Here is a 22,333-nt window from a genome sequence, read left to right on the forward strand (position 1 = left end):
TGCCAAGCGATCTGAAAATGAACGAACAGGTTTTCGGCGGCCAACAGCACTCGGGCCGGATCGCCCGCCCGCTGTGGACGGCGATGAAGCGTGGCGCGCTTGGGCGCTGCCCGCATTGCGGCGAGGGAAAGCTTTTTCGTGCCTTCGTCAAGACCGTCGATACATGCGACCACTGCGGCGAGGCGCTTCATCACCACCGCGCCGACGACCTGCCGGCCTATCTGGTGGTGGCCATCGTCGGCCACATCGTGCTCGGCGCCTTCATGGGTGTCGAAGCGACCTCCACTCTGTCCACCTGGCAGCACGTTGCCATCTGGGTGCCGCTGACCATCCTCATGGCGATCGTCTTGCTGCAGCCGGTCAAGGGCGCCGTCATCGGCCTGCAATGGGCGTTCTATATGCACGGCTTCGGCGGGGAAGAAGATCTGATCGAGCCGCATCCCGAGGCTTGAAACCGAGGCTGGCGCAAATCGGCATGGCTGGACGCCACTTTCGCATCGAAGAAGATTCCGCTAGGTCGTGCGCATGGACGTTATGATCAAGGCGGAAGTCGACAAGGTTGAGCCGATCGCGCTCGACGCCAGGCCTATACGCCCGCGCGACGCCGCGACGCTGATCCTGCTCGACCGCAAGGGCGCCGAGTTCCTGGTGCTGATGGGCAGGCGCCACGCCCGTCACGCCTTCATGCCGGGGAAATTCGTCTTTCCCGGTGGCCGTACCGATCCGGCCGACAGCCGAATTCCCGTTGCCACAGCGCTGCACCCTGAGGAGCAGGCGAGGCTGACCGCCGGCGTCGGCCGCACCAGCCCGGCCCGCGCCCGCGCCATCGCCCTGTCGGCGATTCGCGAGACCTATGAAGAAGCCGGCCTGCTGATCGGCCAGAAGGGCGCCTTCGCCACGACCAGGCGCGATTGGCAGGGTTTTGCCGAGCACGGCGTAAGGCCGTCGCTGGAAGCGCTGCGCTTCATCGCGCGCGCCATCACCCCGCCGAACCGGGTGCGGCGCTTCGACACGCGCTTCTTCAGCGCCTGGCGTGAAGACGTTGCGGTGGAGCTGCCGGACGGCGGTCCGACCAATGAGTTGGAGGAACTGGTCTGGCTGCCGCTCGCCAAGGCCAGAGAAGCTGATGTGCCCGACATCACCAGGGCTATCCTGGGGGAGCTGGAAAAGCGGCTCGTCGACGATCCGCTGCTGCGCCCCGGTGGTTCCGTGCCGTTCTACCGGCTTGTCGGCAATCGCTTCGTTCGCGAAATTCTGTAGAACATAGAGCATTCACATCCCATGACAGTCGATACCCAGCAAGAGGTCGAAGAACGCGTCCATTGGCTGCCAATGATCGCGGCGATCTCGTCGATCAGCGTCGTCGGCATCGCCATCGGCCTCGGCATGCCGCTGCTCAGCGTCATTCTCGAAACGCGTGGCCATTCGGCGTCGATGATCGGCTTCAACACCGCTGTCGCCGGCCTGGCCTCGATCGCCGGCGCACCGCTCGCCACCCCGCTGGCGATGCGGTTCGGCGTCGCCAGGACGATGCTCGCCATGATCGCCACCGGAGTGCTGGCCTTTGTCGGCTTCCATTTCGCACCGGACTTCTGGATGTGGTTTCCGCTGCGCGTCCTGCTGCACATCGCGCTGACGGTGCTTTTCATCCTGTCGGAATTCTGGATCAGCACGTCGGCGCCGCCGCACCGGCGCGGTCTCGTCCTCGGCATCTACGCCACCGTGCTGTCGCTCGGCTTTGCCGCCGGGCCGTGGCTGTTCGCCCAACTCGGCAGCGCCGGCTTCCTGCCCTTCGGCGTCATCATGGCGCTGGTGACGCTGGCCGCCATTCCAGTTCTGGCGGCACGCAACGAGAGCCCGATGATCGTCTCCAACGGCGAAACCAGCAACTTCCTGCGCTACATCTGGCTGGTGCCGACGGCGACCGCTGCGGTGCTGGTGTTCGGCGCGGTCGAGACCGGTGGCTTTGCGCTGTTTCCCGTCTATGGCAACCGCATCGGCTACTCAGAGGCCGATGCCGCCCTCCTGCTCACCATGATCGGCCTCGGCAACGTGCTGTTGCAGATCCCGCTCGGCATGATCAGCGACCGTGTCAGCGACCGCCGTTATCTGCTTCTGGCCTGTGCAACCATCGGGCTTGCCGGCACCATCTTCATGCCGCACTTCGCGCAGAACTGGCATCTGATGGCGGCGCTTCTGTTCGTCTGGGGCGGCGTCGTCGCGGCCATGTACACGATCGGCCTGGCCCATCTCGGCTCGCAGCTTTCCGGCCACGACCTGGCCTCGGCCAACGCTGCCTTCGTGCTCTGCTACGGTGTCGGCATGGTGCTCGGCCCGCAGGCGATCGGCATCGGCATGGACCTTTTCGGCCCCTCCGGTTTCGGCTGGGCGCTCGGCTTGTTCTTCGCCTTCTATATCGCGCTGGTCGGCGCCAGGCTTATCCGAAAAATCCTGTAGAAAGACCCGATCGATGCCTCAGGTGGCGCAAGGCTGCTGACATAACCGTGTCAGCAGCACCTGGGTAGATTGTCAGCAACACGCCACGAATTTGAGGATGCCGCCATGATCGACTCCGGGTTTGAAACGAAATCGCTGCGGATGGAATTGCTGCTGCTTGTGACCTTCCAGGCGCCGGCTTCCGATGTCGACCGTATCATGGAAGCGGTGGTCGCGATCGCCCCGCTCACCACAGGCAAATACGACAGCAATGCCTACCAGTCGGCGCACGGCATCGAGCGCTACCGGGCGCTCGATGGTGCTGCCGCCGGCGCCGAGACCGAATTGCTCAGACGGCATGGCACGGTGGAAGTGTCGTTCGAGCTGCCCGACGACCAGGCGTTGGCCGCCCGCATCGTCGAGGCGATCTTCCAGGTCCACACCTATCAGGAGCCGGTGATCCGCATCCAGCCGATCCTCGCCAGCCGCTCCAAGGGATTGGACGACCGCTCGAACCCGAACCGCTGGTGGAACACCACGGGAGACTGGAAGAAGGCCGCTCCAGTTAAAGAAGATGCGTAGAATCGGAACGCTGCCGTATGAGGGGTGCTCCGGCTTGGCACCGACAGCACTCCGTCCAACACCCCTCTTCCGTCTCGGCGCTGCGCGCCGATCCACCTTCTCCCACAAGGGGAGAAGGAAGAGGTCGCCTCACAGGGTTGACTTTCCGGGCGCGTTGTTTATGTGTCGCGCCAAGTTTCCCGCGTCCGGGTGTTTTCCCGTGCTCCAGCGGCCAAGACTCCACGAACATAATGGACTGATACAATGGCCAAAGCCGCAAACATCAAGATCAAGCTTCTGTCGACCGCCGACACCGGTTTCTTCTACGTCACCAGCAAGAACAGCCGCACCAAGACCGACAAGCTGTCGTTCCGCAAATACGATCCGGTCGCCAAGAAGCACGTCGAGTTCAAGGAAACCAAGATCAAGTAATCTGCTTTCCTGCTTGAGACAAAAACGCCGCCCCGTGGGCGGCTTTTTTGTTTTCAACGCTCGAAAAGTCCAGCATTTCCAATGCTTGGCGCAGAGACTTGATGTCATTTTGAGGTTTGGGGGCCGGCCGGCGTTTGGCAGCGGTACGAGGAGGCCACTATGTGCCAGCGCCGGCCGGCCGACCCCACGGACCCAGGAGATGCGGCGGACCTGAATCATGGGGTATTCTTCGGATCGATCCGGCGATCTACCCCGGCGCCGATCCCGTCATTGGCCTGCACATTTGCGCAACAGCCTGTGAAAATCAACAATTTCTTAACCAAGCCCGGCGAATCGCTTGCGTTAAGGTAAATTCCTAACCCTGTCACATTGACAGGATAATCAGACTTTTACGCCGCCTTGGCGACGACCCGGTTGCGGCCGGCGCTCTTGGCTTCGTAGAGCGCGAGGTCGGCCCGCTTCATCAGCCCGGCAACCGAGTCGACACCCTTCAGCACCGACGACACGCCGACGCTGACGGTAACCTCGATCGTCTTGCCGTCCTGACCGACGGCAAACGGCATCTGGGCGATCTCGGCGCGAATCCGCTCCGCCACTTTTTCGGCGACGGCGCCGTCCGTGTCCGGCATCACCACGACGAACTCCTCGCCACCGAAGCGGCAGGCGAGATCGATGCCGCGCACATTCTTGCGCAGCCGCCGCGCGAATTCACGCAGCACCTCGTCGCCGCCGTCATGGCCATGCGTGTCGTTGACGGTCTTGAAGCGGTCGAGATCGGTGATCATCACCGACAGCGGCCGCCGCCGCGCCACGGCGCGGTCGAACAGTGTCTGCAGATGGCTGTCGAGGTAACGGCGATTGTGCAATCCCGTCAGCGGGTCGGTCACCGCCATCTCGATGGTCTGGGTGACGCTGGCGCGCAACTGGTCGTTGTAGCGCTTGCGGCGCACCTGCGTGCGCAGCCGCGCGGTCAATTCGTGCTGGTCGATCGGACGCATCAGATAATCGTTGATGCCAAGCTCGAGGCCGCGGACGATGCGTCCCTCCTCACCCTGCTCCGCCAGAAGGATGATCGGCACGAAACGGGTGCGATCGAGCGAACGCAGTTGCGAGCAGAGCCTGAGCGGATCGAAATCGGCAAAACCCGTCGAGATCATCACGCATTCATAGGGCGTCTCGGCGGCCTGGAAGAAGCCCGCATGCGGATCGGTGGCGATGTCCAAGTCGGCACTGCTGCGCAGCATCTTCTGGACGCGCTCAATGGAGGATTTGCGCTCGTCGATCAGCAGAACCTTCGGCGTGGTGTCCGCGGACGCGAAGTTGCGGCTCAACAGCTCCTCGATGCCGATATTGCGCGTGGTCGAGGCGCGCAGGCGCAGCTCATCGGTCAAAGTCTTCAGCCGGACCAGGCTTTTGACGCGGGTCATCAATTGCAGATCGTTGACCGGCTTGGTCAGAAAATCGTCCGCACCGGCCTCGAGGCCACGCACCCGGTCCGAAACCTGGTCGAGCGCGGTGATCATAACGACCGGGATGTGCGACGTCGCCGGATCGCTCTTCAGCCGGCGGCAGACTTCGAACCCGTCCATGTCAGGCATCATCACGTCGAGCAATACGACATCGACCTTGCCGTTTTCACAGGTCTCGATCGCGTCCGGCCCGTTGGTGGCGGTCAGCACCTCGAAATATTCGGCAAGCAGCCGGACCTCGAGCAGCCTGACATTGGCAGGGATGTCGTCGACGACGAGGATCCGTGCAGTCATCTCATAAAGCTCCGGCTCGGCTGGAAGGGCGCATCAGGCGTCGCCCAGGTAGGATTTGATGGTTTCGATGAAACGCGGCACCGAGATCGGCTTGGAAATATAGGCTTCGCAGCCACCCTGGCGGATACGCTCCTCATCGCCTTTCATCGCGAATGCGGTGACGGCAATGACCGGGATGACATGGAGGTCGTCGTCCTCCTTCAGCCATTTGGTCACTTCCAGCCCCGACACTTCGGGCAGCTGGATGTCCATCAAAATGAGGTCCGGCTTGTGCAGTCGCGCCAGATCCAGCGCTTCCAGACCGTTGCGCGTGCGTACCGTCTCGTAACCGCTCGCTTCAATGAGGTCGCGAAAGAGCTTCATGTTGAGCTCGTTGTCCTCGACGATCATGACCTTCTTAGGCATCAAATTCCCGTCCCGGCCTGCCTTCCGCTCGAAGGATGCCGCCATGCGCCCTCGCCGGTACGCACCAAACCCTGCTCAACTCTACCGCGAGATAATTGACGAAACGGAAACCGGCTGCCGGAAAAGCTTCGGATTTCACCGCGAACTCCGCATTGCAGAGACAGATGGCTTGCCGCAGGCGACGCTTGCGATTACTGCCAAAAACAGACTCATTCAACCCACAAGAAGGTAGAGATGGCAAACGCAGCGTCAATGCGCGAGGAAGCGGAAACCATTGCCGTGAAGGCATTGGGCTTCGTCGCCGCCGATCCGGAACTTCTGCCCCGCTTCCTGGCGATCACCGGCATCGAGGCGCATTCGATCCGCCAGGCCGCCGGCGAGCCGGGATTCCTGGCCGGCGTGCTGCAGTTCATCCTCGCCCACGAGCCGACGCTCATGCGGTTCGCGGCGGAAACCGGCACGCCGCCGACTTCCGTCGGCAAGGCGCTGCGGGCGCTGCCGCTTGGCGACGACGATCATGAGCATTCGATATAAGCGACGACCGGATCGCGAAAACGCCTACGGCGTCGTTTCTTCTTCGCCGTCGTCGCCGTCAGCATCCGCAACCGGATCGGCCGGTTTCACCATGACACCATTGACGGTGACCGAACCGTCCGGCTTGCCGTTGACGACCCATTCGATGCGGCCGTCCGGCAGCGTCTTGCCGAATCCCTTGATCGCAAGCGCCACCGGCACATATTGCGCGGCTTCCGGCTCCGACTTCGCTGCCGCCTGCAGGCTTTCCACGATCTTGTCATAGCCTGCGACATCGATGGTCACATTGGCCTCCGGCTTCATGCCGGCGAAGGTCATCTCGCCTTCCATCGCGATTTCCATATCGCCGTTTTTCACCGTGCTGTGGCCGATGACAAATTTCGGCATCCTGGCCATGAAATCAGCGGTCAAGGTATCGCCGAAGTCGGCCGGAAGCGGTGGATTCTTGTTCAGATCAAAGGCTTCGATCGCCTTCTTCGCCATGCTGTCGAGATCGATATTGGCGCCGCCGAAACTCAGATTGACATCGGTGGGCAGCAGCGCCGTGCTCCAGGCGGGCGCGAGATTGTCAGGGATCTTCAGTCCCGCGGCCCTGATCGAGTAGTTGATTGCTCCGTTCTGGGCGATGCCGTCCGTCCCGAAGCCTGTGTCCAGCTCAGTCGCCCCGAAAAGCCCGACCGGGCTTTCGACGGTGAGATCCTTGAACCCGTAGGTTCCGTCGAGCCGCTCCCACAGCGGCAGCGCGGCGAGCAGCAGCGATTTGAGCTGCGCCTGGTTGGCCTTCAGTCTGGCCTCGTCTTCATTGGCGACGGCAAATGCCAGCAGATCGAGAAGCGGCTTGGTCCGCACGCCTTTGCCGGTCGCGTTCACCGACAGCTTTGGCGATTTGATCGTGAGCGGGAATTTCAGCCCGCTCTTGGGATCGTCAAAGTCGAGCGCTTCGGCGAAATCGGCGAGCGACTGCGTCGCGGTAAAATCCACGCCGCCATTCGCAGCTTTGCTTGCGTTCATGGTGGCCTTACCGGCGCCGGTGCTCACCTTGGCGCGCTGCACGGCGTCCCGGGAATTCATCGTCATCCCGGCTATCGACTGTGTGGCGCTGGTGAAAGCCGCCAGTTCGGGATCGTAGACGCCGGAAAACTTGCCGTCTGTAATCGAGAACTGCATGCTTTGCGGGCCCTCTGGCCCCTTGAACTCGAAGGACCCGCTTTGCGACACGTCCGCCGAGACGCTCCATGTCCCGTTGCTGCCTGGCTTGACGAGCAATGCGTAGGGGCTGAAGTCGAACTTGAAGGAATTCTGCGCCGCCAGCAGGTCGACGACAGGTTTGAAGTCGACGGCGAGTTTATAGGCGTCGCCTTCCACCGAAACCTTCAGGAAGCCGCTGTCGATCGCCTTGCTGCCGAAATAGCGGGACAGATCTTCGGAGAGCTGCTTGGCACCCTCGCCGTCGACGGTCTGGCCGAAGGCAGGCGCGCTGAGCGCGAGGACAAAGACGGCCGGCAGAACACGATTCACGCAGAATCTCCGTTGCTGTTTCTGTGGTAAAAACTCCAGCCGCAACCGTAATCGGAAACCGTCGGGGTGCAATCCCCTCGTTGGGGCTGGAAGCCGGTCTATAACCAGCCTTCGCCCTCCGCGCTATCCTCCGGCATCGACAGTGGAGCTTCAGGTCGCCTTCTTCGACGTGACGAGGCAAGCGGCGCTGGCATTGAGCAGGCCCCAGCCGAAGACGTCGTCCTTGCCCGGCGCGCCGAGATCTTCCGCCGACTTGCCGAGCGCGTCTTGAATGTCGGCTGCGGTGGCGTTGCCGTTTGCAGATTTCATCAAGGCAGCGGCTGCGGTGACGAAGGGCGCCGCGAAGGAGGTGCCGGTCTTCGGCCGTGCGCCGCTGACCGACGCGGCCGTCCACACTTGGACGCCGGGAGCGGCCAGGTCGATATGCTCGCCGCGGCCGGCGCGCCTGTAGGGGCGTTTCATGCGGTCGACCGCCGTCACCGCGATCACTTCAGCATAGGCCGCCGGATAGGCAGGCCCGGCTTTTGGGCCGCCATTGCCGGCGGCGGCGACGATCACCATGCCGCGTTCGGAGAGTCTTCGGACAACCTGCTCGAGAAGCGCATTCGCAGGACCCGACAGGCTCATATTCGTCACCTGCACGCCGCGCGCCGAAAGAAGGTCGAGCGCGCGAAGCAGATCGTAGGCGTCCGAGCGGTCATCCTGGCGATCGCCCCGATGAAACGCATCGACCGCGATGAGCCTGGCGTGCGGCAGCAGGCCGGGAGTACGGCTGTCGGCGCCGCCGACAAGCAGGGCCGCGACGGCGGTGCCGTGCTGGCGGCCGGACTCGGGAACGCCGTCGTCCGACAGGCGAAGAACTTCGACCCGGCCTTTCGAGAAGGCGTCATGCGCAGGATTGATCGCGGTGTCGATAAGGCCGATCGTGACATTGCCACCGCAGCCGGCTGGCAGTCCGCTACCGGCCGGCCAGCCGATCAGGCCCGCGGCGGCGCAGTGCGGCCCGGCACATTCAGCTTCCTGTCCGGGCCGGTAGTAATGCACGAAATCTGCCGTCGACTGCGGAGCGGCATCGATGACAAGATCGCGCGCAGCCTCCAGCGGCATGTTGGGTGGAATGCGCAGCCGAATCAGCTCCGATCCAAGAAGCTGAATGTCGGCACGGTCCAGTACGGTGAAGCCGGTTGCCTGAAGCCGACCGATCTCAGCCGAATTCAGCCCGGTCGCCACGATCTGGTCCGGTACCCGAGACGGCAAAGGGGCGGCTGGCCGTTGCGCGCGCCTGCCGCTGCGCCTTGGCGGGCGCGGAAGAAACCGATCCGTCAGCGCGCGAAACAGGTTCGGGCCGGTCGATCGGCTGGACGTCGTTCGCGACCCACCGGGCGAAGCGCCGGACCGACCGCCGTCATCACCACCGCCATCGTCACCGCCACCGTCGTCATCGGCCAACGCCGATCTTGGCCCGAACTCGCCGAGCGCCAGCTGGCCGCCCGGCGCCTGAGGATCGACGAGCAATGCGACGGCGACCCAGAAAAGCAGCAGGGCTTTTGGTCTCAACCAGGAGGTGGTGCGCATGGTCTCCCTCACATTTCCGGCCGTCGCCGATTTTCAACGTCACGAGGCTAGCGGAGCTGTCCGGCAATAAGCTAGCCTTGCGAGGAACGGGCGCGGGGCCGCTTTATTCCAGAACCTGGAGCAACATGCCGGAACAAGCCGACCGCGTCCAAGATCAGCTTGTCGCTTTTCTGCCGAATCTGCGCCGGTTCGCGATTGCGCTGTGCCGGTCCCGCGACATCGCGGACGATCTTGTCCAGCGCGCCTGCGAACGGGCGCTCGCCAACGAGCAGCGTTTCGAGCCAGGGACGCGCTTCGACGCGTGGATGTTCAAGATTCTGAGAAATCTGTGGATCGACGACATCCGCAAGCGCAAGGTCGCCGGCGCGCAGGACGATATCGACGAGCGCCATGACATCGCCGGCGTTTCCGGTGAGCGCGAGATGGAGGTGCGGCTGGCGCTGAACAGCGTGGCGCAAGCCATAGGCGAGCTCGCCGCCGACCAGCGCGACGTGCTGCTTCTGGTCTGCGTCGAAGAGCTTTCCTACAAGGAGGCCGCGGAAGTCCTTGCCGTGCCGATCGGGACGGTGATGAGCAGGCTGGCCCGAGCGAGGAGGAATCTGGCGGAGGCGACTGGAATATCTTCGGCGCCCACCCGTTCTCCGGTCACAAAAGGGGCTGCAAAATGACCGAAGAGACTTTTTCGGACGAAATCCTGATGCGGTTCGCCGACGGTGAGCTTGATCCAGACGTGGTCGCCAGGATCGAGCAGGCGATGGAAACGGACGACCGTCTAGTTGCCAGGATTGCTGTGTTCATCGAAACCAGAGCGCAGGCGCAGGCCGCGCTGAAGCCGCTGCTCGACGAGCCGGTTCCCGAAAAACTTGTCGCGGCCGTCGAGCAGATGATCGAGGCCAGGCGTGCCGGCGAGAAAGCGGCGACGGCATCGATATTGCCCTTCGGCAGCAGGCGCTTGGCAGGGCCTGCTTTGAGGTCTCGATGGATGCTGCCAATTGCCGCCTCTCTCGCGGCGGCAATTGGCGGCGGGCTCGCCGGCTATTGGGCAGCAGGCACCAACGAACGCACGCAGGGCGGTTTGTGGGTTGCCGGCGTCATCAGGCCGGGCTTGGCCCAAGCCCTTGAAACGGTCGAGTCCGGCAAGGAAATCAAGCTCGCCGGGATCAGCGACCGGTTCCGGGCCATCGCTACGTTCCGTAACGATTCGCAGGATTTGTGCCGCGAATTCGAGGTCGACTCGCAGGACCGCTCCACGGTGATGTCGGTCGCCTGCCGTTCCGGCGACGAATGGCGCGTCAGCTTCGCGGTCGTGGCGCCCGGCGACGCCGGAGGCTATGCCCCGGCCTCGTCGACCGAAGCCCTCGACGCCTATCTTTCGGCGATCGAAGCAGGCGCTCCGATGTCAGCCGAGGAGGAAGTCAAGGCGCTGGACGAGATCCGTCAAAAGGACCGGAAGTGAAACTGCGACGGCCCGGCCCGCTCTGACCCGGCTTGCTCTGGCCCGGCTTGCTCTGGCCCGGCTTGCTCTGAAATGGAATCCAACTTTCTTTGAATGGAATAAAGCCGGCGATCGCCCGTTACTCCGCCGGGCCGCAACTGCCGGTCCGGTCTGAAACAAGGAGTAACTACCATGACAAGACACTGGAAGCTCAAGTCGACACTGGTCGCAGGAATGGCAGCGCTCGCGAGCACCACGGCGCAGGCGAAGGAGTCTCCCGCGGGAGCGCCGGAAACCGAGCGTCCGCCGGCGGCAATGTCCAGCCAAAGCGACGGTTCCTTCATCGTCGCTGGCAACAGCTCTTCAAATTCGAGCTCCAATTCGTCGTCCAACGGTTCGTCGAATTCCAGCTCTAATTCGTCGAGCAATTCGAATTCGAACTCGTCTTCGAACTCCAGCTCCAATTCCTCGAGCAATTCGAATTCGAACTCATCGTCGAACAGTTCCTCCAACTCGAACTCGAACGGTTCGGATCGCGGGTGGTCGCGCAACTGGCGGCGTTGACGCGGGCCGGGCGATAGAGCGGCGGCGCGCTTCAACTTGTGTCCGCCGCTTCAAAACAATCCACAGACAAACGGGGGCCAGCCGGCCCCCGTTTCGCATTCGCTGTTGGCCTCGCTCTCGCGCACAGAGGATTTGGTGTCGACGGTCGCTGTCGGCCGGCCCGCAACCATCGATCTCCAACGTTGGCGAGTAGCCACACGCTACTACACCTTCGTCATCCTAGGGCAAGCAAGGAGCGAAGCGACGCGGCGCAGACCCTGGGATCCATGCCGTTACGCCAGTCGAAAAATGCAGCGGAGCAGGATGGCGCCTTGTATCCGCAACGGAGCCAGCTACCCTTCTACCATGACCGGCTATGCCTACATGACCGCGAGCCAGAAGCGCGGCGCGATCTATATCGATCTCGGCCATCCAGCGCGAAAAGTCGCTGAAGCGCTCGCCGCACCAAATGGAAGATCGACCTGATCGAGAAGACCAATCCGGAATGGTTCGAGCTTTTTCGCGGAACGGGGTGGTAGGCGTTCGGTTCTGGTCCGCTGCATTCTTCGGCTTGGGTAACGGCATGGATCCTAGGGTCTGCGCCGCGTCGCTTCGCTCCTTGCTTCGCCCTAGGATGACGAAGTGGAGGGTGTTTTCGGCCAATCTCAAAAGTCTGCGATTCCGCTGAAAGGGACCGTGGCGACCGGCCCCGATGCGTCAAGATAGAGCGGCGGTGCGCTTCGACTAAAAGTCGGCCGCGCTCCACAAGGAAACGGGACCTAGCGGCCCCGTTTCGCATTGTTCTCCAGAAAAAGCCTAGCGGGCCGCGCGGGCCCATTTGCGATACCAGCCTTCGCTGGCAATCGTGTTGCGGTAGACCGTTTCGCGCTCGGTCGCCTCGGCTCCGGTCTCCGCCTGGATCTCGGCCTTGAGCGCCGCATCTTTGCGGCGAAACGATATGACCTGGACCAGCGGCGTTCCCTTTTCGATGACGTAGAGGCCATCCGGCGCCGTCGCAAAGAACGGAAAATGGATGTGGGCTGCGTAGGTGTCGGTATCGACGATGCCGGCGACGCATTCGAAAGGCTGAGCCGGCCGATTGAGCGGCGGCAGGAACAGACAACTCCAGCCCGGCGGGGTACGGATCGACCAGTAATTGTGAAATTTGCATGGCGGTGCCGGTTCCCTCGGATTGCCGGCGACCTGATGCGCGCCATGATTGCTGACCATCACCCTGTCGAACTCCCAGCCGGCATCGACGGCGCTGCCGCCATCCTTGACCTCAAGGCGGACGGTCGCCGCGAGCGGCAGGATCCAGCCGGTTGTCATCGCGTCGAGAAAAGGCATGCAGCGCTTGACGGTCAGGCCATTGTTGGTGGCCGAGGCTTGCTGCGCATCGACCGGCGGCAGTTTGCGAAACCAATCCGGCAGGACCGTCTTGGCCGCCACTGGCGGCGCGATGACCCCATGATCTTCCGGCCGACAGGAAAACCGGATCGAGCGAGAGGTCTTCTGAGAAGTCTGGGAAAAATGAAACATCGATGGCCTCCTTGGAAAAATCCGAGGAGGAACGGGCCGCAGCCGGATTTATTCCCGGGTGGGCGTCTGATATGCAGGCCGACGACGATAGTTCGGTCGCCGCGGCGCGCACAGCAGCATTGTCTAAAGCACCAATCGCATCAGCGGCCGGCCTGCCTTGCGCTCGACCAGCCTCTCGAAGCCGGCTTTCTCGAAGACCCGCGACGAGCCGACGAACAGCCCGATCGAACGCGAATCTTTCGACAGGTCGATCGGACATGCCTCGACCAGCCGCGCGCCATTCTGGCGAGCAAATTCGATGCCGCCTTCGACCAGCCGGTGCGTCACGCCCCGGCCGCGCGCCTTGACGCGGATGAAGAAGCAGGAAATCGCCCAGACGCCCGGATCGGTGGCGTCGGCGGGATCGACCGGCGCCGACCCCCTGCCCTTGTTGTTCCATTCGGGCACGTCGGCGCGCGGGCCGATCTGCATCCAGCCGACCGCCTTGCCATCCTCGAACGCCAGCACGCCCGGTGGCGGCCCGGCCTCGATCCGCGCCTTGATGTGGTCCTTGTTGCGTTCCCGATTGCCGGCGCGCCGCGCTGCCGGCGACAGCCGGAAATGTGTGCACCAACAGCCGTAGCAGGCACCCTGCTTACCGAAAAGATCTTCAAAATCCGCCCAAAGCTCGGGCACCAGCGGCGCTATGGTCGTATTCACGAACTCTCTCCCGGCCCACCGCCTTGTCGTGGCGTCCGTCCTGACGTACCATTGCTTTTGTTCTCTTTATGTTCGCAGCGATGGCGGTTCCTGTCAACAATCCCGATCACGGTTTTTGCCGCGACTGCCTGACCTTTCAGCGCGGTGAGGCACGGCGCTGTGAGCGCTGCGGCAGTCCACGGCTGGCCCGCCATCCGGAGCTCTATCGGCTGCATCTCGCCCATATCGATTGCGACGCGTTTTATGCGGCGGTCGAAAAGCGCGACAACCCGGCGCTGAAGGACCGGCCGTTGATCATCGGCGGCGGCAAGCGCGGCGTCGTCTCCACCGCTTGCTACATCGCCCGCGTCCACGGGGTGCGCTCGGCGATGCCGATGTTCAAGGCGCTCGAAGCCTGTCCGGAAGCGGTCGTCATCCCGCCGGACATGGAAAAATATGGTCGCGTCGGCCGCGAGGTGCGCGCCATGATGGAGGCGCTGACGCCGCTGGTCGAGCCGATCTCCATCGACGAAGCGTTTCTGGACCTTGCCGGCACCGAGCGCCTGCATGGCGTGCCGCCGGCGGTGGTGCTGGCGCGCTTCGCGTTGGGTGTGGAGAAAGAGATCGGCATCACCGTTTCATCAGGCCTTTCCTACTGCAAGTTCCTGGCCAAGGTGGCGTCGGACTTTCGCAAGCCGCGCGGCTATTCGGTGATCGGCGAGGCCGAGGTGACCGGCTTTCTGGCCGAGCAGCCGGTGACGCTGATCTGGGGGGTGGGAAAAGCCTTCGCCGCCACGCTTGAGCGCGACGGCATCCGCACCATCGGCCAGTTGCAGCGCATGGAGCGCGGCGACCTGATGCGCCGCTACGGCGTGATGGGCGACCGGCTCTACCATCTTTCACGCGGCGAGGACGACCGCCGCGTGCACCCCGACCAGGATGCGAAAAGCGTCTCGGCGGAGACCACTTTCGACACCGACATCGCCTCCCCCGAGGAACTGGTTTCGGTGCTGAGAGCGCTGTCGGAAAAAGTCTCGGGGCGGCTGAAGAAATCCGGCATTGCCGGGCGCACCGTCGTGCTGAAGCTGAAGACGCAGGATTTCAAGACCCGCACGCGCAACCGGCAGCTCGGCGACCCGACACGGCTGGCCGACCGCATTTTCTCGACCGGGCTCGAGCTGCTGCGCAGGGAGGCGGACGGCACCAGATACCGGCTGCTCGGCATCGGCGTCAGCGACCTCTCGAAGGACGAAAAGGCCGATCCGCCCGACCTCGTCGATATCCAGTCGCGCAAGCGTGCCATGGCCGAAGGCGCGATCGACACGCTGCGCGACAAGTTCGGCCGCAAGGCGGTGGAGACCGGCTACACCTTCGGCAAGGGCCGCAACGCCCACCCGCCCGAGCCGATCGAGGACTAGTTTAAGCATGACCCCGAACCGAGATTGGCTCCCCCTTCTCCCCGTGTGGGAGAAGGGGGCCGAGCGAAGCTCGGTCGGATGAGGGGTGTTCCAGCTGGGCACCAACAGCACTCCGTCCAACACCCCTCAACCGTCTCGGCGATGCGCGCCGATCCACCTTCTCCCACAAGGGGAGAAGGCAAGACCGCGCTATTGCCGCCCCGTGTCGCAGACGGCGTTCAAGCCCGCAGCACCATCGTGACGCAAATCGCTGATATCATAGAGCGGGCCTCTTCAGATGCGTCGCAAATCGATCCGGCTGGTCGTCACGCGCTCGCCGGTTTTTGGGTCGACGTCGATAACGGTCAGCCGCATGCCGTCCTCGCCGTTTTTCTCGACGGTCATTTGCGCGGTACGATCGCCGTTGACCTTCTTCGCCCAGCGGATGCCGAGATTGATCGCATTGCCCGAGCGCTTGCCGCTGAGCTGCGCCGGCCCGGTGCGGGATCCGACATAGGTGCCGGTGTACTTCGTCCCGCTGGACTTCAGGTCGGCACTGATGGCGCGCGTCACCACGACGAGACCGCGGCAGGTGCCGTCCAGCGACAGTGAACTCGATGTCGCGTCGGAATTGAAGCGGCAGGAGACGTTCACCGTCGGCGCCTCGGTGGTTACCTTGACGGTGCCCTTGCCGGCAAAATTCCCCTCGAACGAGCGAAGAAAATCGGCCTCGTCGGCATGAGCCGCGCCGGCGGCAGCCGTCAGGCAGCCGGCCAGTGCAAATCGTGCACATGATTTCATTGGATCTCTCCCCTTGAACTGGCTGTTGGACCAACGTTCGCCGTGACGGCAAGTTCCGCCCTCAACATGACCGTTTTGCAACGCGCCGCTCTGGCCCAGCCGAATGCGTCGACTAGCGGTTGCGGTGAAAGTCCCGACTTGCGACATAGCGCGCATGGCACCCTCGCCCTCGATCCCCAAGGCTGCGTTCTGGATGGCGCTGTCGATCGCATCGTTTCTGACGATGTCGGTCGCCGGCCGCGCCACGACGGCCGAGCTCAATGTATTCCAGGTGCTGGAGCTGCGATCGGTGATCGGCCTGTTCATCCTCCTGCCGCTGGTGATGATGTCAGGCGGTTTTGCGGCGATGCGCAGCAAACGCCCCACCGCCCATATCGCCCGCAACGTCGTCCATTTTGTCGGCCAGGCGGCATGGCTCTACGCCTTGACATTGATCCCGCTGGCCGTGCTGATCTCCATCGAATTCACGACGCCGATCTGGACGGCCATTCTGGCGGTCGGCTTTCTTGGTGAAAGACTAAGCCGGCCCAGACTTGCAGCGATCGTGCTCGGGCTGATCGGTGTGCTGGTCATCGTCCGTCCGGGCGTCGGCTCCGTCGATCCGGGACATGTTGTCGTGCTGGGTGCCGCGGTCTGCTTCGGCATATCCGTGGTCCTGGTCAAATCGCTGACGCGGACGGACAGCGTCGTGTCCATCATCTTCTGGATGCTGGTCATCCAGTCCGTGCTCGGCCTTGTCCCGGCGCTCTACGAATGGCGCAACCCGCCGCTCGAACTGTGGCCGTGGATCCTGCTGATCGCCTTCACCGGCATGTCGTCGCATTTCTGCATGGCGCGTGCACTCGCCTATGCCGACGCCACCGTCATCTCGCCGATGGACTTTTTGCGCGTTCCGCTGTCGGCGCTGATCGGCTGGCTGCTGTATCAGGAGCAGATCGACGCCTTCACCGCCGGGGGCGCCTTGCTGATCCTGCTGGGCAATCTGCTTAATCTGCAGAAAAAGGCGACCAAACCAGCGGAAGTGGCAGCGTCTTAGCATTTTGCAGCCAAACGGCTTCGTTTGGCGTCCGACAAAATGCGTCAAAGCAAAGAGCTACCGCGCGGTTTTGTTTCCACAAAACCGCGCTTAGCCTCGCATTTCAGTCGCCTTCGTCGGGTATGTTGAGGAGATGCCCGCAGGCCTTGCAGTGGACGGCGTCGGCTTCATGCCGCTGAAGGCCACATTGCGGGCACGGGAAGAAGACCTTGTTGGGACGGAAGAGCGCCTGTGCCAGCCTGACGAACAGCGATATGCCGATGATCATGGTAACGATCGCGGTGAGCTTGCCGGCTATCCCCGGCAGGACGATGTCGCCGAAGCCGGTCGTGGTCACCGTGGCGACGGTGAAATACAGCGCATCGACATAGCCTTCGAGACCGGCCCCAGTGCGGAAGAAGAAGGTGTAGACGAAACCGGTGACGACAAACAGGAATGTCAGGAGATTGATGACTGCATGGCTTGCCTCGCGCCATTTTTTGAGGCCGCGCATCTCGAAAAACCGCCACAGCGCGCCGCTGCGCGACAGCGACCACAGCCGCAATATGCGCAGGAATCCCAAATTGGCCAGCGCCGAAGGCATCAGCAGCGTCAGCAGGATGAAGCCGTCGACCCACGACGTCGGCTGCTTCATCAGGCGCAGCATGTCGTTTGACGCCAGTAGCCGGGCAATCATGTCGGCGGCGACAAGCGCTGCCACTGAATAATCGAGCCAGAGGAACGAGGACGATTCCTGGATCACCGGTGCGGCGATGAAGAAGGCGATGATGGCAAGGTCGATGATAATAGCCGCCAGCTGAAACCGGAAAGCCGCAGGCGTGCGCCCGTGATAGAGTTTGCGCAGCGTGTCGCGCAGCCGCGTCAAGGCTGAAAAATCCTGCACTCCGTCCCTTTTCGGCGTCTTCATGACGACTGCGATAACGCTCGCTGCGACAGCCGTCCAGTGGGCAGAGCAGAGGCAAGCCGCTGTGGCTTGAGAACATCCGGAGCGTTCCAGACCCGGAAAGCAATCAGACCGGTTCCGCCTCGATGATGCTGATGCGAGGTCCGGCTTCAACGATATTGGCGACCCGAAAATCCGACGCCGCAAGCAGCAACCTGAATTCTTCCGCCGTGCGCTCCTGCCCGCCCGGCATGACCAGCATGTTCAGATCGCCGAATTTTGCGACGGCGCCTTCATTGGGCGGCGCCAGAATGCTCTCGAGCACCAGCAGTTTGCCTTCTGGGCGAATCGCCCGGCGGCAGCTTTTCAGGATCCGGATGTTTGTGTCGTCGTCCCAGTCATGCAGGATCCATTTAAGCACAATAGCATCGGCTCCTTCGGGCACCGAGACGAAGAAATCGCCGGCGACGATGTCGCAGCGATCGGCCACAGCCGCGGCGTCGAAGACCGGGCCGGCCTTCGCCACGACCTGCGGCTGATCGAATAGAATGCCGCGCTGGCCGGGATTGCGGCGGAGGATTTCGGCAAGCAGCGCGCCCTGCCCGCCGCCTACATCCATAACGACGGAGAACTGCCGGAAGTCATAGGCCGCGAGCACCGCAGCGGCGACGCCACGCGACATCGCCGTCATCGCCCGGTCGAAAACGACGGACTCTTCCGGATGCTCCGCCCGGTATTCCCAAACGCCCTTGCCATAAGCGTGGCGAAAGGCGTTTTCGCCGGTGCTGACACTGTGCAGCAGATCGCTCCATGCCTGACGGAAATACGGCCGTCCGGCCAGAATTGCCCACGACGCGACCGAATGCTGAACGTCGGATCGCAACGCGCCGCCAACCGGGGTCAGCGAGAAGGACCGGTCTTTCGCTTCATGGAACACGCCGACGGACGCAAGGGCGCGCAGCAGCCGGTAGAGCGCCTGCGGATGGGTATTGGTCAGCACGGCCAGTTCGCCGCTGCTGCGTTTTCCGTTCTTGAGATGGTCTGCAATGCCCAGCGTGGCGGCGACGCATATCGCCTGAGATACCTGGAAGCCATTGACCATTTTCTGGAGTTCGGCAGCGGCATCCCGCTCATCCATGACGCACTCCCCCGGCCGCCAAAAGACCCAGGCCGCCGAGCCCACAATACCAGCGGCATCGTCACCGAGCAATGCGACCTGGCGGAATACGGTCGTTAGCTCACACCAACTCCACCTCCACCACGCCCGGCACCGCCCGCATGGCCGAGGCGATCTGTGGCGAGACGCGGTAACGGTTGGGCAGTTCGATCTCGACCTCGCCCTGCGCCTCGTCCTTGATGACGATAATGCTCACCAGGCTGTCGCCGCGCTGGGTAAGCTGCGATTGAATCGCCGACGCCGGCCGATCATCCCTGACAAAGATACGCAAGGCTTTTTGGATGCGGCTTGCCTCGTCCTCCAGCGACTGCACCGTCTGGATGCGCAGATTGACGCCTTCGGGCCTGTCCTCGGCCGAAACTGTGACCACCACCGAACGGCCGGGCTCGAGCAGGTCGCGATATTGCGCCAGACCTTCGGAAAACAGCACTGCTTCATACTGGCCCGACGTGTCGGAGAACTGCACGACGCCCATCCTGTTGCCGGTGCGCGTCTTGCGCTCCTGCTTGGTGGTGACGGTGCCGGCAAGCCGCCCGGCGGCAGCGCCGCGTTTGACGGCGCCCGAGAACTCGGCCCAGGTCTGCACCCGCATCTTCTGCAGCGCCGCCTTGTATTCGTCCAGCGGGTGCGCCGAGAGATAGAAGCCGACCACCTGGAATTCACGGTGCAGGCGGTCGGCGGCAAGCCACGGGTCGGTCGCCGGCAGGTTGAGCGCCTGCGACTGCGCGCCGAGCGAGGCGCCGAAAATGTCGTGCTGGCCCGACATTGCATTCTGCTGCGCAAGCGACGCCAGCCCCATCATCCGCTCGACGCCCGCCATCATCGCGGCGCGGTCGTGACCGAAGCAGTCGAGCGCGCCGGCCATGATCAGGCTTTCGAAGACGCGCTTGCCGACGATCTTCGGGTCGACCCTTTCGCAAAAATCGGCGAGGTTCTTGAACGGTTTTTCGCCGCGCATGGCGACGATATGCTCGACCGCCGCGTCGCCGACGCCCTTGAGCGCGGCCAGCGAATAGAAGATCCGGTTCTCGGCGACTTCGAAGGCGCGGAAGCTTGATATCACCGACGGCGCCACGACATCGATACCGAGGCGCAGCGCATCCTGGCGGAAATCAGCGAGTTTATCGGTGTTGCCCATGTCGAGCGTCATCGACGCGGCCAGGAATTCGACCGGGTAGTGCGCCTTCAGATAGGCCGTCTGGTAGGAGACGACCGCATAGGCGGCGGCATGCGACTTATTGAAACCATAGTCGGCGAACTTTGCCAGCAGGTCGAAGATGAAGTCGGCTTGCGGCTTGCCGACGCCGCGCTCGATCGCCCCCGAGACGAAGCGCTCGCGCTGCTTGTCCATCTCGGCGCGGATCTTCTTGCCCATGGCGCGGCGCAGCAGGTCGGCTTCGCCCAGCGAATAGCCGGCAAGCTCCTGCGCGATCTGCATCACCTGCTCCTGGTAGACGATGACGCCTTGCGTCTCCTTCACCAGATGGTCGATCTTCGGATGGATCGAAGCCATCTCCTCCTCGCCATGCTTTCTGGCGTTGTAGGTCGGGATGTTCTCCATCGGGCCCGGCCGGTAAAGCGCGACCAACGCAATGATGTCCTCGATGCAGTCGGGCCGCATGCCGATCAGCGCCTTGCGCATGCCGGCACTTTCCACCTGGAACACGCCGACCACTTCGCCGCGTGACAGCATGGCATAGGTGTCGGGGTCGTCGAGCGGAATATGGGCAAGATCGATCTCGATGCCGCGGCGGCGGATCAGCTTGACCGCGGTCTCCAGCACCGTCAGCGTCTTCAGGCCGAGGAAGTCGAACTTCACCAGGCCGGCCTGCTCGACATACTTCATGTTGAACTGGGTGACCGGCATGTCGGAGCGCGGGTCGCGGTACATCGGCACCAGCTCCCACAGCGGCCGGTCGCCGATGACGATGCCGGCGGCGTGCGTCGAGGCGTGGCGGTAGAGCCCTTCCAGCTTTTGCGCCATGTCGAGCAGCGTCTGCACGATCGGCTCGCGCTCCGCCTCCTCGGCAAAGCGCGGCTCGTTGGCGATGGCGTCGGCGAGCTTGACCGGATTGGCCGGGTTCGACGGCACCATTTTGCTGAGCTTGTCGACCTGGCCATAGGGCATCTGCAGCACGCGGCCGACATCGCGCAGCACCGCGCGGGCCTGCAGCGTGCCGAAGGTGATGATCTGGCCGACCTGGTCGCGTCCGTATTTATGCTGGACGTAGCGGATGACCTCCTCGCGCCGGTCCTGGCAGAAATCGATGTCGAAGTCGGGCATCGACACGCGGTCGGGATTGAGGAAGCGCTCGAACAGCAGCGAGAAGCGCAGCGGGTCGATGTCGGTGATCGTCGTCGAATAGGCGACCAGCGAACCGGCGCCCGAACCGCGCCCCGGCCCGACCGGGATGCCTTGCGCCTTCGCCCATTTGATGAAGTCGGCGACGATCAGGAAATAGCCGGGGAACTTCATTTTCTCGATGATGCCGAGCTCGAATTCCAGCCTTTCGCGGTATTGCTCGACCGCGTAGCCAGGGGCTAGGCCGTGCGCGGCGAGCCGCGCCTCCAGCCCTTCATGCGCCTGTCTGGCAAGCTCCTGCGCCTCCGCCTTCACCGCCGCATCGGCGTCGGCGACATCGCCGCCGGCAAAGCGCGGCAGGATCGGGTTGCGGGTCTTGGGATAGTAGGAGCAGCGCAGCGCGATCTCGACGGTGTTGTCGATCGCCTCCGGCAGATCGGCGAACAGCCTCGCCATGTCGGCCTGGCTTCTCAGAAAATTGTCGGGCGACAGCCGCCGGCGATTGTCGACGGCGACGACCGACCCTTCGGCGATGGCGATCAGCGCATCATGCGCCTCATAGTCGTCGCGCGAGGAGAAAAACGCCTCGTTGGTGGCGACCAGCGGCAAGTCATTGATATAGGCGAGGTCGACTGACGATTTCTCGATGGCCCGGTCATAACCGGAAACCCGTTCCAGCTCGACATAGAGCCGGTCGCCGAACAGCGCCTTGAGCGCCAGAAGCCGCGTCTCGGCGAGGTCGCGGCGGTCCTCTTTCAGCGCGTTGCCGATCGGGCCGCGCGGCCCGCCGCTGAGACAGATCAGGCCGTCGCAATGGCCTTGCAGCATCTCGGTCGTCAGATGCACGGCCTCGCCGGGCGGCGTTTCCAGATAGACCCGGCTGACCAGCCTGACCAGATTGCTGTAGCCAGCCTCGGTCGCCGCGATCAAAACCACCGGCCGCATTTCCGGGCCCTGCCGCCTGCGGTCGCGCTGGCTGTCGCTGGCTTCACCGGAAAAAGCCAGAGCGGTCTGGCAGCCGATGATCGGCTGAATACCCTCCTTCACCGCCTTTTGCGCAAATTCGAGTGCGCCGAACAGATTGTTGGTGTCGGTGACGGCAATGGCCGGTGCGTCATCTTTGACCGCATGGCCGACAACCGTGCCGAGCTGCAAAGCGCCTTCGAGCAGCGAATAGGCCGAATGCACGCGCAGATGAATGAACGGCCGCGCAGGCGCTTCCGGCCGCGACGCCTTCATAAAGGCCTCGCGCCGCAACGGATCGCGGGGAAGTGTCTCATTCGCCATTTTTTTATCGCCGTTTGAGAGGACTCAGTCG

21 protein-coding genes are annotated in these 22,333 nt (G+C 63.2%); 10 read left to right on the forward strand and 11 right to left on the reverse strand.

Annotated elements, in window-relative coordinates; all coding sequences use genetic code 11:
* The first annotated feature begins 17 nt into the window (after positions 1-17).
* The 5 genes from AC0L2K_RS07825 (at position 18) to rpmG (ending at position 3,429) form a co-directional block, all read left to right on the forward strand.
* Positions 18-452, forward strand: a complete 435-nt coding sequence (locus AC0L2K_RS07825) for a DUF983 domain-containing protein (protein WP_473531133.1) — start codon at positions 18-20, stop codon at positions 450-452.
* Positions 453-525: 73 nt separating this feature from the next.
* Positions 526-1,260, forward strand: a complete 735-nt coding sequence (locus AC0L2K_RS07830) for an NUDIX hydrolase (protein ID WP_287238070.1) — start codon at positions 526-528, stop codon at positions 1,258-1,260.
* A gap of 21 nt (positions 1,261-1,281) precedes the next feature.
* Complete coding sequence (locus tag AC0L2K_RS07835) at positions 1,282-2,457, forward strand: MFS transporter (RefSeq protein ID WP_287238069.1); 1,176 nt, start codon at positions 1,282-1,284, stop codon at positions 2,455-2,457.
* Between the two features lie 105 nt (positions 2,458-2,562).
* Positions 2,563-3,018: a hypothetical protein gene (locus AC0L2K_RS07840; protein ID WP_287238068.1), complete on the forward strand. Its 456-nt coding sequence runs from the start codon at positions 2,563-2,565 to the stop codon at positions 3,016-3,018.
* A 243-nt stretch (positions 3,019-3,261) separates the two neighbouring features.
* Positions 3,262-3,429: a 50S ribosomal protein L33 gene (gene rpmG, locus AC0L2K_RS07845; RefSeq protein WP_006201775.1), complete on the forward strand. Its 168-nt coding sequence runs from the start codon at positions 3,262-3,264 to the stop codon at positions 3,427-3,429.
* A 389-nt stretch (positions 3,430-3,818) separates the two neighbouring features.
* Here rpmG and AC0L2K_RS07850 read toward each other — a convergent pair whose 3' ends face one another.
* Positions 3,819-5,192: a PleD family two-component system response regulator gene (locus AC0L2K_RS07850; protein WP_023801084.1), complete on the reverse strand. Its 1,374-nt coding sequence runs from the start codon at positions 5,190-5,192 to the stop codon at positions 3,819-3,821.
* 33 nt (positions 5,193-5,225) lie between these two features.
* Positions 5,226-5,582, reverse strand: a complete 357-nt coding sequence (locus tag AC0L2K_RS07855; RefSeq protein WP_287247952.1) for a response regulator — start codon at positions 5,580-5,582, stop codon at positions 5,226-5,228.
* A gap of 249 nt (positions 5,583-5,831) precedes the next feature.
* Here AC0L2K_RS07855 and AC0L2K_RS07860 point away from each other — a divergent pair, with 249 nt between their 5' ends.
* On the forward strand, positions 5,832-6,131 hold the full coding sequence (locus AC0L2K_RS07860) for a DUF3572 domain-containing protein (RefSeq protein WP_473531041.1): 300 nt from the start codon (positions 5,832-5,834) through the stop codon (positions 6,129-6,131).
* A gap of 24 nt (positions 6,132-6,155) precedes the next feature.
* On the opposite strand, the gene AC0L2K_RS07865 is transcribed toward AC0L2K_RS07860, so the two are convergent.
* Positions 6,156-7,649 carry a hypothetical protein gene (locus AC0L2K_RS07865; RefSeq protein WP_473531042.1) on the reverse strand — a complete coding sequence of 498 codons (1,494 nt, stop codon included), beginning with the start codon at positions 7,647-7,649 and terminating at the stop codon, positions 6,156-6,158.
* Positions 7,650-7,799: 150 nt separating this feature from the next.
* Positions 7,800-9,224, reverse strand: a complete 1,425-nt coding sequence (locus AC0L2K_RS07870; RefSeq protein WP_473531043.1) for a S8 family serine peptidase — start codon at positions 9,222-9,224, stop codon at positions 7,800-7,802.
* Positions 9,225-9,349: 125 nt separating this feature from the next.
* On the opposite strand from AC0L2K_RS07870, the gene AC0L2K_RS07875 reads away from it, so the two are divergent.
* Positions 9,350-9,892, forward strand: coding sequence for an RNA polymerase sigma factor (locus AC0L2K_RS07875; RefSeq protein WP_473531044.1), 543 nt, complete (start codon positions 9,350-9,352; stop codon positions 9,890-9,892).
* Positions 9,889-10,680: an anti-sigma factor family protein gene (locus AC0L2K_RS07880; RefSeq protein WP_473531045.1), complete on the forward strand. Its 792-nt coding sequence runs from the start codon at positions 9,889-9,891 to the stop codon at positions 10,678-10,680. Before AC0L2K_RS07875 ends, AC0L2K_RS07880 begins: the two co-directional genes overlap by 4 nt.
* On the opposite strand, the gene AC0L2K_RS07885 is transcribed toward AC0L2K_RS07880, so the two are convergent.
* From AC0L2K_RS07885 to AC0L2K_RS07895, 3 genes are all read right to left on the reverse strand, one after another.
* Entirely contained in the window at positions 10,662-11,258 is a 597-nt protein-coding gene (locus AC0L2K_RS07885) for a hypothetical protein (protein ID WP_473531046.1), read from the reverse strand. The two genes, AC0L2K_RS07880 and AC0L2K_RS07885, sit on opposite strands and share 19 nt — an antisense overlap.
* 760 nt (positions 11,259-12,018) lie before the next feature.
* Positions 12,019-12,741 carry a DUF6065 family protein gene (locus AC0L2K_RS07890; protein ID WP_473531047.1) on the reverse strand — a complete coding sequence of 241 codons (723 nt, stop codon included), beginning with the start codon at positions 12,739-12,741 and terminating at the stop codon, positions 12,019-12,021.
* Positions 12,742-12,864: 123 nt separating this feature from the next.
* Positions 12,865-13,440, reverse strand: a complete 576-nt coding sequence (locus tag AC0L2K_RS07895; RefSeq protein WP_128244814.1) for a GNAT family N-acetyltransferase — start codon at positions 13,438-13,440, stop codon at positions 12,865-12,867.
* 68 nt (positions 13,441-13,508) lie between these two features.
* Between AC0L2K_RS07895 and AC0L2K_RS07900 the strand changes: the two genes are divergently transcribed.
* Positions 13,509-14,837 carry a DNA polymerase IV gene (locus AC0L2K_RS07900; RefSeq protein WP_473531048.1) on the forward strand — a complete coding sequence of 443 codons (1,329 nt, stop codon included), beginning with the start codon at positions 13,509-13,511 and terminating at the stop codon, positions 14,835-14,837.
* Between the two features lie 273 nt (positions 14,838-15,110).
* Here AC0L2K_RS07900 and AC0L2K_RS07905 read toward each other — a convergent pair whose 3' ends face one another.
* Positions 15,111-15,617, reverse strand: coding sequence for a hypothetical protein (locus tag AC0L2K_RS07905; RefSeq protein WP_473476899.1), 507 nt, complete (start codon positions 15,615-15,617; stop codon positions 15,111-15,113).
* Positions 15,618-15,771: 154 nt separating this feature from the next.
* Here AC0L2K_RS07905 and AC0L2K_RS07910 point away from each other — a divergent pair, with 154 nt between their 5' ends.
* On the forward strand, positions 15,772-16,653 hold the full coding sequence (locus AC0L2K_RS07910) for a DMT family transporter (RefSeq protein WP_473531049.1): 882 nt from the start codon (positions 15,772-15,774) through the stop codon (positions 16,651-16,653).
* A gap of 103 nt (positions 16,654-16,756) precedes the next feature.
* Here AC0L2K_RS07910 and AC0L2K_RS07915 read toward each other — a convergent pair whose 3' ends face one another.
* From AC0L2K_RS07915 to dnaE, 3 genes are all read right to left on the reverse strand, one after another.
* A complete protein-coding gene (locus AC0L2K_RS07915; protein ID WP_473531050.1) occupies positions 16,757-17,560 on the reverse strand; it encodes a potassium channel family protein in 804 nt (267 codons plus the stop codon).
* A gap of 103 nt (positions 17,561-17,663) precedes the next feature.
* The gene (locus AC0L2K_RS07920; RefSeq protein WP_128172314.1) at positions 17,664-18,674 is read right to left on the reverse strand and encodes a methyltransferase; all 1,011 of its coding nucleotides are present in this window, start codon (positions 18,672-18,674) and stop codon (positions 17,664-17,666) included.
* Positions 18,675-18,774: 100 nt separating this feature from the next.
* Positions 18,775-22,254, reverse strand: a complete 3,480-nt coding sequence (dnaE, locus tag AC0L2K_RS07925) for a DNA polymerase III subunit alpha (protein ID WP_473531134.1) — start codon at positions 22,252-22,254, stop codon at positions 18,775-18,777.
* Between the last annotated feature and the right edge of the window lie 79 nt (positions 22,255-22,333).

The sequence above is a fragment of the Mesorhizobium sp. WSM4817 genome, from assembly GCF_055811135.1.

What these genes read in the sequence shown, in the direction of transcription:
- AC0L2K_RS07825 (WP_473531133.1), top strand. Translation starts at nt 18, where the DNA reads ATGAACGAACAGGTTTTCGGCGGCCAACAGCACTCGGGCCGGATCGCC.
- AC0L2K_RS07830 (WP_287238070.1), top strand. Translation starts at nt 526, where the DNA reads ATGGACGTTATGATCAAGGCGGAAGTCGACAAGGTTGAGCCGATCGCG.
- AC0L2K_RS07835 (WP_287238069.1), top strand. Translation starts at nt 1,282, where the DNA reads ATGACAGTCGATACCCAGCAAGAGGTCGAAGAACGCGTCCATTGGCTG.
- AC0L2K_RS07840 (WP_287238068.1), top strand. Translation starts at nt 2,563, where the DNA reads ATGATCGACTCCGGGTTTGAAACGAAATCGCTGCGGATGGAATTGCTG.
- rpmG (WP_006201775.1), top strand. Translation starts at nt 3,262, where the DNA reads ATGGCCAAAGCCGCAAACATCAAGATCAAGCTTCTGTCGACCGCCGAC.
- AC0L2K_RS07850 (WP_023801084.1), bottom strand. Translation starts at nt 5,192, where the DNA reads ATGACTGCACGGATCCTCGTCGTCGACGACATCCCTGCCAATGTCAGG.
- AC0L2K_RS07855 (WP_287247952.1), bottom strand. Translation starts at nt 5,582, where the DNA reads ATGATCGTCGAGGACAACGAGCTCAACATGAAGCTCTTTCGCGACCTC.
- AC0L2K_RS07860 (WP_473531041.1), top strand. Translation starts at nt 5,832, where the DNA reads ATGGCAAACGCAGCGTCAATGCGCGAGGAAGCGGAAACCATTGCCGTG.
- AC0L2K_RS07870 (WP_473531043.1), bottom strand. Translation starts at nt 9,224, where the DNA reads ATGCGCACCACCTCCTGGTTGAGACCAAAAGCCCTGCTGCTTTTCTGG.
- AC0L2K_RS07875 (WP_473531044.1), top strand. Translation starts at nt 9,350, where the DNA reads ATGCCGGAACAAGCCGACCGCGTCCAAGATCAGCTTGTCGCTTTTCTG.
- AC0L2K_RS07880 (WP_473531045.1), top strand. Translation starts at nt 9,889, where the DNA reads ATGACCGAAGAGACTTTTTCGGACGAAATCCTGATGCGGTTCGCCGAC.
- AC0L2K_RS07890 (WP_473531047.1), bottom strand. Translation starts at nt 12,741, where the DNA reads ATGTTTCATTTTTCCCAGACTTCTCAGAAGACCTCTCGCTCGATCCGG.
- AC0L2K_RS07900 (WP_473531048.1), top strand. Translation starts at nt 13,509, where the DNA reads ATGTTCGCAGCGATGGCGGTTCCTGTCAACAATCCCGATCACGGTTTT.
- AC0L2K_RS07905 (WP_473476899.1), bottom strand. Translation starts at nt 15,617, where the DNA reads ATGAAATCATGTGCACGATTTGCACTGGCCGGCTGCCTGACGGCTGCC.
- AC0L2K_RS07910 (WP_473531049.1), top strand. Translation starts at nt 15,772, where the DNA reads ATGGCACCCTCGCCCTCGATCCCCAAGGCTGCGTTCTGGATGGCGCTG.
- AC0L2K_RS07915 (WP_473531050.1), bottom strand. Translation starts at nt 17,560, where the DNA reads ATGAAGACGCCGAAAAGGGACGGAGTGCAGGATTTTTCAGCCTTGACG.
- AC0L2K_RS07920 (WP_128172314.1), bottom strand. Translation starts at nt 18,674, where the DNA reads ATGGATGAGCGGGATGCCGCTGCCGAACTCCAGAAAATGGTCAATGGC.
- dnaE (WP_473531134.1), bottom strand. Translation starts at nt 22,254, where the DNA reads ATGAAGGCGTCGCGGCCGGAAGCGCCTGCGCGGCCGTTCATTCATCTG.